Annotated in this window: 11 protein-coding genes and 2 pseudogenes; 9 read left to right on the top strand and 4 right to left on the bottom strand. The window is 72.0% G+C overall.

Annotated elements, in window-relative coordinates; all coding sequences use genetic code 11:
* Nucleotides 1–160: 160 nt before the first annotated feature.
* From afsR to DY245_RS25585, 5 genes are all read left to right on the top strand, one after another.
* Entirely contained in the window at nt 161–3,097 is a 2,937-nt protein-coding gene (afsR, locus tag DY245_RS25600) for an SARP-family global regulator AfsR (protein ID WP_128509582.1), read from the top strand.
* 227 nt (nt 3,098–3,324) lie between these two features.
* Nucleotides 3,325–3,513: a hypothetical protein gene (locus DY245_RS25595; protein WP_128509581.1), complete on the top strand. Its 189-nt coding sequence runs from the start codon at nt 3,325–3,327 to the stop codon at nt 3,511–3,513.
* 209 nt (nt 3,514–3,722) lie between these two features.
* Nucleotides 3,723–3,899, top strand: a complete 177-nt coding sequence (locus tag DY245_RS44660; RefSeq protein ID WP_181923862.1) for a hypothetical protein — start codon at nt 3,723–3,725, stop codon at nt 3,897–3,899.
* 122 nt (nt 3,900–4,021) lie between these two features.
* A complete protein-coding gene (locus DY245_RS25590) occupies nt 4,022–5,575 on the top strand; it encodes a class I adenylate-forming enzyme family protein (protein ID WP_128509580.1) in 1,554 nt (517 codons plus the stop codon).
* 141 nt (nt 5,576–5,716) lie between these two features.
* The gene (locus DY245_RS25585) at nt 5,717–6,301 is read left to right on the top strand and encodes a TIGR03086 family metal-binding protein (RefSeq protein WP_128509579.1); all 585 of its coding nucleotides are present in this window, start codon (nt 5,717–5,719) and stop codon (nt 6,299–6,301) included.
* 199 nt (nt 6,302–6,500) lie between these two features.
* On the opposite strand, the pseudogene DY245_RS25580 reads toward DY245_RS25585, so the two are convergent.
* Both DY245_RS25580 and DY245_RS46755 read right to left on the bottom strand, forming a co-directional pair.
* Nucleotides 6,501–7,977: pseudogene (locus tag DY245_RS25580) on the bottom strand (FadD3 family acyl-CoA ligase); the annotation flags it as partial.
* 1 nt (nt 7,978) lies between these two features.
* Nucleotides 7,979–8,161 (bottom strand): annotated as a pseudogene (locus tag DY245_RS46755) (fatty acid--CoA ligase family protein); the annotation flags it as partial.
* A 105-nt stretch (nt 8,162–8,266) separates the two neighbouring features.
* Between DY245_RS46755 and DY245_RS25575 the strand changes: the two are divergent.
* From DY245_RS25575 to DY245_RS25565, 3 genes are read left to right on the top strand one after another with little or no spacing between them, the layout of a single operon-like run.
* Nucleotides 8,267–9,418: a lipid-transfer protein gene (locus tag DY245_RS25575; protein WP_128509578.1), complete on the top strand. Its 1,152-nt coding sequence runs from the start codon at nt 8,267–8,269 to the stop codon at nt 9,416–9,418.
* A gap of 6 nt (nt 9,419–9,424) precedes the next feature.
* Complete coding sequence (locus DY245_RS25570) at nt 9,425–9,907, top strand: Zn-ribbon domain-containing OB-fold protein (protein ID WP_128509577.1); 483 nt, start codon at nt 9,425–9,427, stop codon at nt 9,905–9,907.
* Nucleotides 9,904–10,710, top strand: coding sequence for an enoyl-CoA hydratase/isomerase family protein (locus DY245_RS25565; RefSeq protein ID WP_128509576.1), 807 nt, complete (start codon nt 9,904–9,906; stop codon nt 10,708–10,710). The genes DY245_RS25570 and DY245_RS25565 overlap by 4 nt, the downstream gene beginning before the upstream one ends.
* Nucleotides 10,711–10,714: 4 nt before the next feature.
* Here the strand turns inward: DY245_RS25565 and DY245_RS25560 are convergent, their stop codons facing one another.
* Nucleotides 10,715–11,284 (bottom strand): hypothetical protein, encoded by a 570-nt coding sequence (locus DY245_RS25560; protein ID WP_128509575.1) that lies wholly within the window; start codon nt 11,282–11,284, stop codon nt 10,715–10,717.
* 201 nt (nt 11,285–11,485) lie between these two features.
* On the opposite strand from DY245_RS25560, the gene DY245_RS47910 reads away from it, so the two are divergent.
* Nucleotides 11,486–12,475, top strand: a complete 990-nt coding sequence (locus DY245_RS47910) for a hypothetical protein (RefSeq protein WP_342354214.1) — start codon at nt 11,486–11,488, stop codon at nt 12,473–12,475.
* A 20-nt stretch (nt 12,476–12,495) separates the two neighbouring features.
* Here the strand turns inward: DY245_RS47910 and DY245_RS25550 are convergent.
* Nucleotides 12,496–13,704 (bottom strand): outer membrane protein assembly factor BamB family protein (locus DY245_RS25550; protein WP_147318372.1); only part of this gene is annotated, 1,209 nt, incomplete at its 5' end.

Below are 13,704 nucleotides of genomic sequence, written 5' to 3'. Positions count from 1 at the left end.
CCGGCATGCGCCGCCCCGCCCCCGCCCCCATCAGCCGGGGAGGCTTTGTGCACGGTCCGGACCCCTACTGACGGAAGCGGGCGCGACAAGGCAGACTGACCGTTGCGCACAGCGAAAGGGTGCGTACGGTGCGACAGATGGCTCAGAGCAGGGGGACACCATGGACGACGGTCCGGGGCGGGAGCGGCTCCGCTTCACCGTGCTCGGTCCCGTACGGGCCTGGCGCGGTGCAACGCCGCTGGCAGTGGGCTCCCCACAGCAGCGTGCGCTGCTCGCCGCGCTCCTGTTGCGCGGTGGACGTACCGCCACCGCGTCCGAACTCGTCGACGCCCTGTGGGGCGACGAACCCCCGCATGCCGCGCTCGCCGCGCTGCGCACCTACGCCTCCCGGCTCCGCAAGGCGCTGGGCGCCGACGCCGACGCCCTGGTCAGCGAGTCCGGTGGCTATGCCATCCGCCCGGTGGACGGTCGCCCCCTGGATCTCGACCACGACCTCGCCGAACAGCACGCTGCCGAGGCGGAGAAGGCCAAGGCCGCCGGGGACCGCCCCCGTGCCCGCGAACTCCTCGACAAGGCACTGGCCCTGTGGGACGGCGAGCCGCTGGCCAACCTCGCAGGCCCGTACGTCGAGACCCAGCGCACCCGCCTCCACGAGTGGCGGCTGTCGCTGACCGAGACCCGCATCGAACTCGTCCTGGAAGCCGGCTGCCACGCCGAGGCGGTGTCCGAGCTGACCGCGCTGACCGCCGCCCACCCGCTGCGCGAGCGGCTGCGCGAACTGCTCATGCTGGCGCTGTACCGCAGCGGACGGCAGGCCGAGGCGCTCGCCGTCTACGCCGACACCCGCCGGCTGCTCGCCGACGAACTCGGCGTCGACCCCTGCGCCTCGCTCGCCGACCTCCAGCAGCGCATTCTGCGTGCCGACCCCGATCTGGACCTGCCGCCGGTCGTCACCGACGGTCCGGACGCCGCCGACCCCGTCGTGGTCCGCCCCCAGCAGCTCCCGGCCACCGTCGCCGACTTCACCGGACGCCGCGCCTTCGTCGCCGAGCTCGGCCAGCAACTCGCCACCGCCGAGGGCAGCGTGATGGCCGTCTCCGCGCTCACCGGCATCGGCGGCGTCGGCAAGACGACCCTCGCCGTCCATGTCGCGCACGCCGCCCGCGAGCACTTCCCCGACGGGCAGCTCTATGTCGACCTCCAGGGCGCCGGCCACAATCCCTGCGAACCGGAGGCCGTGCTCGGCTCCTTCCTGCGGGCCCTGGGCACGCCCGACTCCGCCATCCCCGACGGCCTGGAGGAGCGCTCCGCCCTCTACCGCTCCACCCTCGCCGGACGCCGCGTACTGGCGCTGCTGGACAACGCCCGGGACGCCGCGCAGATCCGCCCACTGCTGCCCGGCGCGGAGGGCTGCGCCGCGCTGATCACCAGCCGGGCACGGATGATCGATCTCGCCGGGGCGCATCTGATCGATCTGGATGTGATGAGCCCCGAGGAGGCCCTGGCCCTCTTCACCCGCATCGTGGGCGAGGAGCGCGTCAACTCCGAACGTCAGGCCGCCATGGCCGTCGTCGGCGCCTGCGGCTTCCTGCCGCTGGCCATCCGTATCTCCGCCTCCCGGCTGGCCGCCCGCCGTACGTGGACGGTCTCCACCCTGGCCAGCAAGCTCGCCGACGAACGCCGCCGCCTGGACGAACTCCGCGCCGGCGACCTCGCCGTCAAGGCCACCTTCGAGCTGGGCTACGGCCAGTTGGAGCCGCAGCAGGCGCGCGCCTTCCGGCTGCTGGGGCTCGCAGACGGCCCGGACATCTCGCTCGCGGCCGCGGCGGCGATTCTCGATCTCCCGCTCGAACCGGCCGAGGAACTGATCGAGTCCCTCGTGGACGCCTCCCTGCTCGAATCGGCCGCGCCCGGCCGGTACCGCTTCCACGACCTGGTACGCCTCTACGCACGCGCCTGCGCCGAGCGGGACGAACACCCGCCGTCCGAGCGGGAGGCGGCCCTGTCGCGGCTGCTGGACTTCTATCTGACGACGGCCGCGCACATGTACGCGCTGGAGCGGCCGGGCGACCGCCTCGTCGACCACATGGAGCCGACCAACTACCCGGGTCTGGAGTTCGCCGACCGCCCCGAGGCGCTGAAGTGGCTCTTCGGGGAGGCCCGTTGCCTGCTGGCGTGCGCTCAGCAGTCGACCACGGAGGGCGCCCTGCGCCGAGCCGTCGACCTGCTGCTGCTGACGCTGGACCTCGCCGAGTCCAGCGCCGACTCGCATCAGTACGAGCAGGCCAACAAGATCCTGCTGGCCGCCGCGCGAGACCTCGGCGACCAGCACGCCGAGGCCCGGCTGCACACCTCGCTGACGAATGTGCACACCCTCGCCGGACGGCTCGACGACGCGGATGCGCACGCCCGGTCGGCCATGTTGCTGGGGCTGGCCACGGAGGACGCGTTCTCCTCCTCCAACGCGCCCAACGACCGCGGCATCATCGCCATCATCCAGCAGCGCTACGCCGACGCCGAGCCGTACCTGAGCCAGGCGCGTACCGCCTTCCGCGACGACCACAACAAGCAGTCGGAAGCCAGCGCACTGTGCAATCTGGCCCGGGTGCACCTGGAGACCGGGCGGCTGGACAGCGCCATACGCCTCGCCAAAGAGGGCATCGACATCTACCGGAAGCTCGGCGCCACCAGGCGGCTGGCCAACGGCATGTACACCCTCGGCCTGGCCTTCACCCGCGCCGGACGTCTGGACGAGGCCGCCCAGCAACTCACCGAGGCGCTGGCCATCTTCCAGGACAACCGCCAGCGCTTCTGGGAAGGCGTGACCTACTTCAGGCTGGGCGAGATCGACCTCGGCGACCACCGTCCGACCCAGGCCGCCAACCACGCCGAACAGGCGCTCACGGCCCTGCGTGGCGTCGGCGGGGAGTGGTGGCGGGCCAACGCCCTGACGCTGCTGGGGCGCGCGCTCAACGCCATAGGCCACACCGGCCGTGCGCGCGTGTGCTGGCAGGAAGCCCTGCCCGTCTACGAACGCCTGGGCTCGCCGGAGGTCCGCGAGGTGCAGTCGCTGCTCGCCCTGGCCGCCGCCGCATAAGTGTGCGGGCGCGGAGCCACAGGTCAGGACGTTAGCGCCGACGTTTATCGATCGTTCATCGCGACCGGTCAGTCTCTCTAGTGCCGATCCGCCGCCTCGGGGGGCAAGCGGCTCGGTTGCTAGGCCCCACCGTTAGGGTGAGCGGCCCTGGAATGCCCGTCCGGCGACCCACGGGGGAGTCGCCGGCCGGGCCTTCTGAAAGCGCCCATACACAGGAGTTGGTCACCGTGAGCACCGAAGAGAGCAACATCCAGCCGAGCAAGAAGCCCATCATCAAGCCGATGGACAAGCACGCGCCCATCGCCGCACCCCGTATCGCCAAGAAGGCCGCCGCGAAGCCGGTCACCGCGGACGGGACCACCGTCGGCACCATGAGCGCCCAGGACAAGCACGCGCCGCTCGGGGATCCGAAGTAGAGCCACACTGAGCAAGGGTTTTCGGGGGATCGCAGGGGTCGGTTCGATGGCTGGAGGGGAGCCATCGACACCGGTCCCTGCGGCCATTTCACGACCGCTTCGGCGTTCCGGTACACCGCACCAGTTTCGGCCAAGCGACCGAACAGACGTCCTATCGTTACTAGTCTCTCGTGACGAGCAGCTGTTCCGCCGTCACTGAAGGAGCCACAGTGCCCCGCATCAAGCACGCCATAGCCCTGGTCGCTTTCACGGTCGCGATCGTCGGCACCGCCGCCACACCCGCGATGGCCGACCGCCATCGCCCGCAGCCCGCCGATGTCACCGCTCTCGACCGCCACGCGCCCCTCACCGCGAACCTCGGCGCGGAGGACCGCCACCGGCCGTGAGGCCAACGGTCACAGACATACTGACGCACCGTCAGATCCGCTGCTACAGTCGCGCCATTCGGCCCTGGTGAGGTCGCCGGGCCGGGCCACGTTCCGCCCTGCTCGCAGCCAGGAGGCGCGCCGTGTTCGAACCCGCTCGCATACAGACGCTCTGGGAACTGGTCGAGTACCGGGCAGGGGCCTCGCGCGGGGCGCCGATGTTCTTCGACGAGGACGGGCGGACCGTCACCTTCGACGAGGTACGGGACGAGGCGCTGCGGGTGGCGGCCGGGTTCCGGGAGCTGGGGATCGGAGCCGGGACCCGGGTGGCCTGGCAGTTGCCGACGCGGATCGAGACGGTGCTCGCCTCGCTCGCGCTGGCCCGGCTCGGGGCCGTACAGACGCCGATCATCCCCCTCCACCGGGAGCGCGAAGTCGGCTTCATCCTGGCCGAGTCGGCGGCGCAATATGTGCTGGTGCCGGGCATCTGGCGCGGGTTCGACCACACCGCGATGGTGCGGAAGGCGGCCGGGGACGGGGTCCGGGTGATCTCGGTGGAGGGCGGGCTGCCGACCGCCGATCCGGGTGGGGAGCCCGGGCGGGCGCCCGGCGGCGAGAACGGCGGCACCACCTGGATCTACTACACCTCCGGCACCACCTCCGCCCCCAAGGGCGTCGAGCACACCGACGCCACCCTCATCGCCGGCGGCGTCGGACTGGCCACCGCGCTCGGTATGTCCGCCGACGACATCGGCTCGATCGCCTTCCCGTACGCGCATATCGCCGGCCCGGACTATGTCATCGCCATGCTGGTCAGCGGATTTCCCGCGGTCGTCCTGGACAGCTTCGAGCCGGGCCGCGCGGCCGCCGTCTACCGACGGCGGGGCGTCACGATGGCCGGCGGCAGCACCGCCTTCTACCAGGCGTTCCTGGACGAGTCCCGCCGCTACCGCAAGGAGCTGCCGCACGCCGGGCGGCTGATCCCGTCCCTGCGGCTGCTGTCCGGCGGCGGGGCGCCGATGCCGCCGGAGCTGTATACGGCGGCCGGGCGGGAGCTGGCGTGCGCGATCGTGCACGGATACGGGATGACCGAGTGCCCGATGATCGCCATGGGCACGCCGTACGACAACGATGAGCAGCTGTCCCGGACGGTCGGCAGACCGGTGGCGGGCGCGCGGGTGCGGATCGTGCGACCGGACGGGACCGAGGCCGAAGCCGGGGAGTCCGGGGAGGTCACGCTCAAGGGACCGATGCTCTTCCGGCGCTACACGGATCCGGCGCTGACCGCCGAGGCGTTCGACGCCGACGGCTACTTCCACACCGGTGACCTGGGACATCTGCGTCCCGACGGACACCTTGTGCTCACCGGGCGGCTCAAGGACATCATCATCCGCAAGGGCGAGAACATCTCGGCGCAGGAGATCGAGGATCTGGTGCACACCCATCCGGCGGTGGCGGAGGCGGCGGTGATCGGGCTGCCGGACCGCGCCCGCGGCGAGCGGGTGTGCGCGGTGATCACGCCCGCGGATCCGGATGCCCCGCCGCTGACCCTGGGCATGCTGACCGCGCATCTGCGGGCGGCCGGGCTGATGACGCAGAAGCTGCCGGAGCAGCTGGAGCTCATCGACGAGCTGCCGCGCGGCGGGCCACTGAACAAGGTGATCAAGGCGACGCTGCGGGAGCGGTATACGGAGTAGCCGGGGTGGCACGAGGGCGGCCGGCGGTGTGGCGATGAGTTCCGGGCGTCTGCGGCGTCTTCACTGGGAGCGGCGGTACCCGGCCAGGACCGCCCCTGGTGAGGGCCCGCGGCGACGGCCCAAGACGGAAGGACCCGGATGATGAGCGAGATGATCGACTTCGCGGCGCAGACCCGGCTGGTGTCGCGGCTCGCGGCGCAGACGGCCGATGACCAGCTCGATGCGCCCACACCGTGCGAGAAGTACGCCGTACGCCACCTCCTGGGGCATCTCGTCGGGCTGACGGCCGCCTTCCAGGACGTGGCGCGCAAAGAGCTCGGCCCGACGACCAGCACCTCCCCCGATGTGTTCCGGCCCGATGTGAGTCCCGGCTGGCGGGCCGAACTGGACCGGAACCTCGCGGGAATGGTGAAAGCCTGGCGCGCCCCGCAGGCATGGGAGGGGGAGACCGAGGCGGGCGGTGTCGCCCTGCCGGGCTCCGTCGCGGGCCGGGTCGCGCTCAATGAGCTGGTGCTGCACGGCTGGGACCTGGCGCGCGCCACGGGCCAGGAGTACGCGCCCGACGCGGACAGCCTCAAGGTCTCCTGCGCGCTGCTCTCCGCCTGGGCCGAGGCCGGGGCGAGCGGTCCCCTGTTCGGCCCCGTGGTTCCGGTGCCGCAGAACGCCCCGCTCCTCGACAAGGTGGTGGCCCTCGGCGGCCGCCGCCCGGACTGGACGGCGGTGTAGTCCCCGTCCTCTTCCATGAGTGGGTGGAAAAGGTGGCTCGTCCACTGCCCGCAGCGGACCACCCATGCACACCCCCACCACGCTCTTCCCACCCCTGCCCCGGAGGACCGTCACCGCACCCGACAACCCACCGCCCGCCGCAGGCGCAACGCCGACAAGCCACCACGGCGGGAGAGCCGACAACGTGGGACGGCCGCCACTAGCAGGCACCGCGCAGCGTCCTCTTGAGGACCTTGCCGCTGGCGTTGCGCGGGAGTTCGGTGACGAAGGCGACCTCTCGCGGGACCTTGTAGTTGGCCATCTCGCGGCGGGACCAGGCGATCAGGTCGTCGGCGGTGAGGGCGGAGCCGGCGCGGCGGACCGCATAGGCCTTGCCGACCTCGCCGAGGCGGGGGTCGGGTATGCCGACGACGGCGACATCGGCGATGTCCGGGTGGCGGCCGAGGAGTTGCTCTATCTCGGCGGGGTAGGCGTTGAAGCCGCCGACGATGAACATGTCCTTGATGCGGTCGGTGATGCGGAGGTTGCCGGCCGCGTCGAGGACGCCCACGTCGCCGGTGCGCAGCCAGCCGTCGGGGGTGAGCGTGCGGGCCGTGCCTGCCGGGTCCTCGAAGTAGCCGGACATCACGTGGTAGCCGCGGACCAGCACCTCGCCGGGGTCACCGGGCGCCGTCGGGCGGCCGGCGGCGTCGACGATGCGGACCTCGGTGCCCGGGATGGCCCGGCCCGAGGTCGAGGCGATCACCTCGGGCGGATCGCCGCGCCGGCACATCGTGACGATGCCCGAGCTCTCCGAAAGGCCGTATGCCGTCAGGACGGTGGAGATCTTCAGCTCGCTGCGCAGCCGCTCGACCAGCGCCAGGGGGACGACGGCGGCGCCGGTGACCACCAGGCGCAGCGCGGAGAGGTCGTGCCGGTCGCGGGCGGGGTGGTCGAGGATCTGCTGGTGGAGGGTGGGCGGCCCGGGGAGTACGGAGATCCGCTCGGCGGCGATGTTGGCGAGCGCGGTCTCCACGCTGAAGACCGGCTGCGGGATCATCGTCGCGCCGCGCAGCAGACAGGCGATGACCCCGGCCTTGTAGCCGAAGGTGTGGAAGAACGGGTTGATGATGAGGTAGCGGTCGCCTTCCCGGAGGCCGGCCAGTTCGCTCCAGACGTCGTACGCGCGCAGGGTCTGTGCATGGGTGATCACGGCGCCTTTGGGGTGGCCGGTGGTGCCCGAGGTGAAGACGATGTCCGAGGGGGCGTCGGGGCGCAGCGCGTCGGCCCGGCCACGGACGGTCCCGGCGGGTACCGCCGCGCCGCCGGCGAGGAAGTCCTGCCAGGTGACGAAGTCGGCGGGGGCGTCGTCGGAGAGCACCACGACCTTCTCCAGCTGCGGCAGTCCGGGCAGCGGGCCGTGGCCGGTGCCTTCCCGGGCGGCGCGGCGGAGCGAGGCGACGTAGGACGTGCCGAGGAAGGTGCCGGTGACGAACAGCAGCTTGGCGCGGGTGCGGCGCAGCACGTAGGCGGCTTCGGTGCCCTTGAAGCGGGTGTTGACGGGGACGAGGACGGCGCCGGCGGTGACCGCACCGAGGGCGGCGACGATCCAGTCGAGGGTGTTGGGCGCCCATACGGCGACGCGGTCGCCGGGCGCGACCCCGGAGGCGATACAGGCGGCCGCCGCCCGCTCCACCNGACCCCGGAGGCGATACAGGCGGCCGCCGCCCGCTCCACCCGCTCGCCCAGCTCGGCGTACGACACCCGGGTGCGGCCCTCGACGACGGCCTCCCGGGAGCCGTACCGCCGGGCGGCCGCGCGCACCAGATTCGGGATGGCGCCGTACTCCAGGTCCGCCCGCGCGTCCACGTCGTCGTGCATCGCACTGCCTCCCGCCAAAGACCTGACGACCACTAGCTGACTGCCCGTCAGATTAGCGGTAGCCTCCTCCGCTGTCAGCACTGGTGACCGACCACGGAGGTGGCGATGGGGGCGACCCTCAAGGACGCTACGGCGATAGCCGGCATCGGACAGACTCCCTTCGCCAAACAACTCCCCGAATCCGAGAAGACGTTGGCCTGCCGGGCGATCGTCGCGGCGCTGGACGACGCCGGGATCGCCCCCTCGGAGGTGGACGCCTTCGCCTCCTACACCATGGAGGAGACCGACGAGGTCGAGATAGCCAAGGCCATCGGCGCCGGGGACGTCACCCACTTCTCCAAGGTCGGCTACGGCGGCGGCGGTTCCTGCGCGACGGTGGCCCATCTGGCCGCCGCCATCGCCACCGGGCAGGCGAGCGTCGGCGTCGCCTGGCGGTCCCGCAAACGCGGTTCGGGACCACGCCCCTGGAAGAACACCCAGGTCCAACTGCCGACCCCGGGGCAGTGGACCCGCCCCTTCGGACTGCTGCGCCCCGCCGACGAGATCGCCATGCTGGCCCGCCGCTATATGCACGAATACGGTGCCACCCGCGACCACCTCTTCAACGTCGCGCTCGCCTGCCGCAACCGCGCCAACCAGAACCCGGCCGCGATCATGTACGAACGCCCGCTGACCCGCGAGATGTATATGACCGCCCGCTGGATCAGCGAGCCGCTCTGCCTCTTCGACAACTGCCTGGAGACGGACGGCGCACTGGCCTGTGTCGTGGTATCCGCCGAGCGCGCCCGCGACTGCCGGCAGCGGCCCGTCTTCGTCCACTCCGCCGCCCAGGGCCTGCCCGCCCAGCACCACGGCATGGTCAATTACTGGAACGACGACCCGCTCACCGGCCCCGCCTGGACCGCCGCCCGGCACCTGTGGAAGGGCGCCGACCTCGGACCGCAGGACGTCGACGTGGCACAGATCTATGACGCCTTCACCCCCCTGATCCCCCTCTCGCTGGAGGGCTACGGCATTTGCGGGCGCGGTGAGGGCGCGGCCTTCACCGAGGGCGGCGCGCTGGAGATCGGCGGCCGGCTGCCCCTCAACACCGGCGGCGGCGGTCTCTCCGAGGCGTATGTACACGGTTTCAACCTGATCACCGAGGGCGTCAAGCAACTGCGCGGCACCAGCACCGCACAGGTCCCCGACGCCGCCACCTGCCTGGTCACCGCGGGCGAGGGCGTGCCCACCTCGGCCCTGCTGCTGAGGAGTTGAGAGCTCATGACCCCAAGCATGAAGGCCACCACTGACAATCGGCCGGGCAACGACGCCGACCTGCTGCTTCCCGTCGCCGACGACGACGGCGCACCGTTCTGGGAGTACACCGCCAGGGGCGAACTGCGCATCCAGGCCTGCGCCGACTGCGAAGAGCTGCGCTTCCCGCCCCGGCCCTGCTGCCCGCACTGCCAGTCCTTCGGCGCCCGCTGGCAGAAGATGAGCGGCCGCGGCCGCATCTGGTCCTATGTGCTTCCGCACCCGCCGCTGCTGCCCGCGTACGCCGCCCGGCCCGGCTACAACGCGATCATCGTGGAGCTGGCCGAGGCACCGCGGATCCGCCTCGTCGGCAACCTCGTCGCCGCCGCCGACGCCGCCCTCAACTCCGTCGACCCCGCGCGGCTGCGCATCGGCGCCCCGGTGAAGGTCGCCTTCCACGCCATGCCCACAGGCGTGACCGTACCCCGCTGGCTCCTGGAGCGGCCATGACGCTCCGCACGGAGATCAAGGACGGGGTCGCGCTGGTCACCCTCGACCGGCCCGAGCGGCACAACGCCGTGGATCTCGCCACCGCCGCCGAACTCGCCGCCATCTGGCGGGCGTTCCGCTTCGACGACGCCGTACGGGCGGCGGTGGTCACCGGCGCCGGCGGCCGGGCCTTCTGCACCGGCATCGACCGCTCCGCCGACGTCCCCCAGCCGTCCTCGCCCTACTCCCTCGACGACCCGATGCTCTCCATCGGCCCGAAGGCCAACGACCTGTGGAAGCCGGTCATCGCCGCCGTCGACGGGATGGCCTGCGGCGGCGCCTTCTACCTCCTGGGCGAGGCCGAGTTCATCGTCGCCTCCGAGAACTCCACCTTCTTCGACCCGCACACCACCTACGGGATGGTCAGCGCCTACGAGTCCATCTACATGGCGCAGCGGATGCCCTTGGGGGAGATCGCCCGGCTGTCCCTGATGGGCACGGCGGAGCGGCTGGGCGCCGCGCGCGCGTACGAGATCGGCCTGGTCTCCGAGCTGACCGCGCCCGGCGCCGCGGCCGAGGTGGCGCTGCGCCGCGCCGCCGCGGTCGCCGCTCAGCCGTCCGAGGCGGTCCAGGGCACCGTACGCGCCCTCTGGGCGGCCAAGGAGGCGGCCAGATCGCAGGCGCTGGCGCACGCCCCGCAGCTGATCGCGCTGGGCAATCTGCCCCCGGACCGCCAGGCCGGGCTGTTCGCCGCCCGGAAGAAGCACGGCACCGACGGGAGCCGGGGCGGGGACGGCCGGGACGGCCGACCGCCCGTGAGGTGACCCGTCACATACGGGTCTTGTGCGCCCGTGTGATCTGGCAGGTGTACCAGAACTGCCCGATGGAGGACTGGTTGACGGTGTACTTCGCGGTGTAGGTCTCGGTGTCGCCGGGGCCCACGATGATGCTGCGCTCGTGCAGCCCGTACGCCTTGCCGTCGGCCGGCTTCGCCTTCATCCAGTTGACGGCCATGTCGTAGGAGAAGGAGTCGGTCGTGGAGGGGTTGGTGATGGAGACCGTGTACGTGAACTGGCGCAGCGAATTGGAGAAGTCGCAGTTCCTGCCGCTCACATCGGAGCGCCCGTCGGGGTCGAAGGTCTCCATCGTCGGCGACGGCGAGTAGGTGGGCTCGTACGTCGGGGTGGAGCCGTACGACGGCGTCGGGTCGTTCGGGTTGTACCCGCCGGTGGAGGTGGGGCTCGGGAAGTAGGTCGGTACCTGGACACGGGGCCGGGTGAAGGCACAGCCGCCGACCGTGGCGACCGTGGCCACCGCCAGTCCGGCCGCGACCACGACCCTGGTCCCCGTGCGGGCGCCTTCGCGGGAGCCCATGCCCGTGCGCGTGTGCTGCTTCATTCGTCTGCCCGTCCCCCGTGAAATCCTTTGAGCCGCGCCACCCCTAAGGGTTGACGCGTGCACGGCACCCTAGCAAGACCCGGTGACGGCCCGTAGGGGCCCCGGTAACGCGTGCGGGCGTACTTGTCTAGCGAGTGCACAGGGGCAGGCGTAGCGTCGGTCACGGAGGACGACAGGACGACCCGAAGCGAGGCGACGCCCGTGGTGCGCAACGTTCTCGGGTCGCTGATCGCCCTCGTCGGAGCGACGGCCGCCGTCTGGAGCCCCTTCCGTCCCTGGTACGACGGCCGTCACGGCAGCGACGTCCGGATCGAGGACCTCTTCAACGGCATCACGGCCAACGGCGCCGCGCTCTTCGGCTCCGTCCTACTGCCCATGGCGTTCGCCGCACTGCTGACCCTGATCGGTGTCGCACTGCGCTCCCGGACGTTGGTCGCCCTCGCCAGCCTGGTGGTTCTCGGCTTCACCATCCTGTGGATGGTCCGCCAGGGACAGGCCGCGAGCGAGCTGACGGCCGGCGCCCGCGGCCTGGGGGTCGGCGTCGCCAACGCCCTCGGCGGCGGCGCGTTGATGCTGCTCGGTGCCCTGATCATGCGGGGCCGCGGCCGCCGGGTGTACGGCCGCGGATACGAGGACGGTTACGGCCACGGATACGACCGGCGCTACGACGAGCGGCCCTACGACGACCGGCAGTACGACGACGGGTCCTACGGCCACTACCGGCCCGACGACCGCTACGACACGCGCACTGCCTATCCCCCGGCGGTGCCCGAACCCTGGGACGCGGGCCGCCCCGGGGCCGAGGAGTGGAACCCGGAGCCGTACGCCGCCGGCGAGGACGACACCCCCACCACTCCGCTGCCGGTCACCCCGCCGCCACCGACCCAGCAGCAGCCACAGCGGCCACAGCGGCCACAACCGCCGCAGTCACACCAGCCGCAGTCACACCAGCCGCAGTCACAGCAGCCGCAACAGCCGCCGCCGACCAGGCCGGCCTATCGGCGGCAGCCCCCCACGCCCCCGGTGGAGTGGGGCAAGGAGTATCGGCAGCCGCGCCCCCACAAGCCCACACAGCCTCAGCAGCCCCAGCCGTCCCGGACACAGCAGACACCGGAGACACGGCAGGCGCCGGAGAAACAACAGGCTCCGGAGGCGCAAGAACCCGAACAGCCCCCGGAAGACCGGCAGTAGACGGCCGGCTCACGGCCCGCTCACGACCGCCGCGCGAGCCCCGTCCCCTTGGCCGCGTCCAGCGCATACACACACCGGTCCTTGCTGCACGCGTAGACCACCCCGCCGACCGCCACCGGCGACCCGGTGATCTCGCCGCCGGTCGCCAGCTTCCAGCGCAGCTGCCCGCCCATCGCGTCCAGCGTGTAGAGACAGTGGTCGGCCGAGCCGAAGTGCACCCGGCCCTCCGCGACGACCGGTGCGCCGACGACCTCGGCGCCGGCCTGGAACCGCCAGCGCGGGGTGCCGGTCACCGCGTCCAGTGTGTAGAGCGCCTTGCCGCTGCCCAGGTGGACCGCGCCGTGCGCGACCAGCACCGGTTCGGTGGACTGCCGCGCCTCGGTGGCGATCCGCCAGCGGTCGCGGCCGTCCGCCGCGTCCAGGGCGTAGACCGTGCCCAGGTAGTCCGCCAGATAGACCCCGCCGCCGGTGACGGCCGGGCCGGGGGCGAAGGCGGGCGGGCTCAGGAACACCGCGGGCGCCTCGAAGTGCCAGCGCACATCGCCGCGCGCGATGTCGATCGCCATCACCCGGGTGCCGGCCACGACATAGACCGCACCGTCCGACGCCGGGAGCAGCCGCATCGGCACCCCGCCGCAGGACGCCGTGTCGCCCACCGGATATGACCAGCGCTCGACGCCGGTACGCGCCTCCAGCGCCTTCAGCCGCGCGTCGTCCCAGACGAAGACGGTGCCGTCGTGCAGCACGGGACCGGCATCGGCCGTCTCGAAATCGGTCTGGACCCGGTCGATCTGCCACAGCAGCTCACCGGTGGCGGCCTCCCAGGCCTGGACGCCGCCACCGCGCGTACTGGTGACGACGGTCCCGCGCTCGACCGTGAGGGCGTAGACCCAGCCGTCGGTGTTCAGCCGCCAGCGCTCGGTGCCGTCGACGGCGTCCAGCGCGTACAGGCTCGGACCGTCCGAGGCATGGATCCGGCCGTCCGCCACCGCCATCGCCCAGGCGACATCACGGGTCTTGAACTTGCGGCGCCCGCTGGCCACATCGAGCGCATGCACCTCGAAGGACGTGACGTAGAGCAGATCGCCGTCGACGGCGGGGGTGCCCCACACATCGTTCGACATCCGGAACCGCCAGGGACGCCAGCGGCCCGGCTCGGCGGGCGGCGCCTCGGGCGGGGCGGCCGGTGCGGCATCGCCACGGGCCGGGCCCTCGCCCACCGCGGCGCC

Origin of the sequence: Streptomyces inhibens, from assembly GCF_003389455.1 — a bacterium.
In the GTDB taxonomy this organism is placed as follows: Bacteria; Actinomycetota; Actinomycetes; order Streptomycetales; family Streptomycetaceae; genus Streptomyces; species Streptomyces inhibens.
Note: the sequence above shows the minus strand (reverse complement) of the source record. Positions and strands in the feature narration are given on the sequence as shown.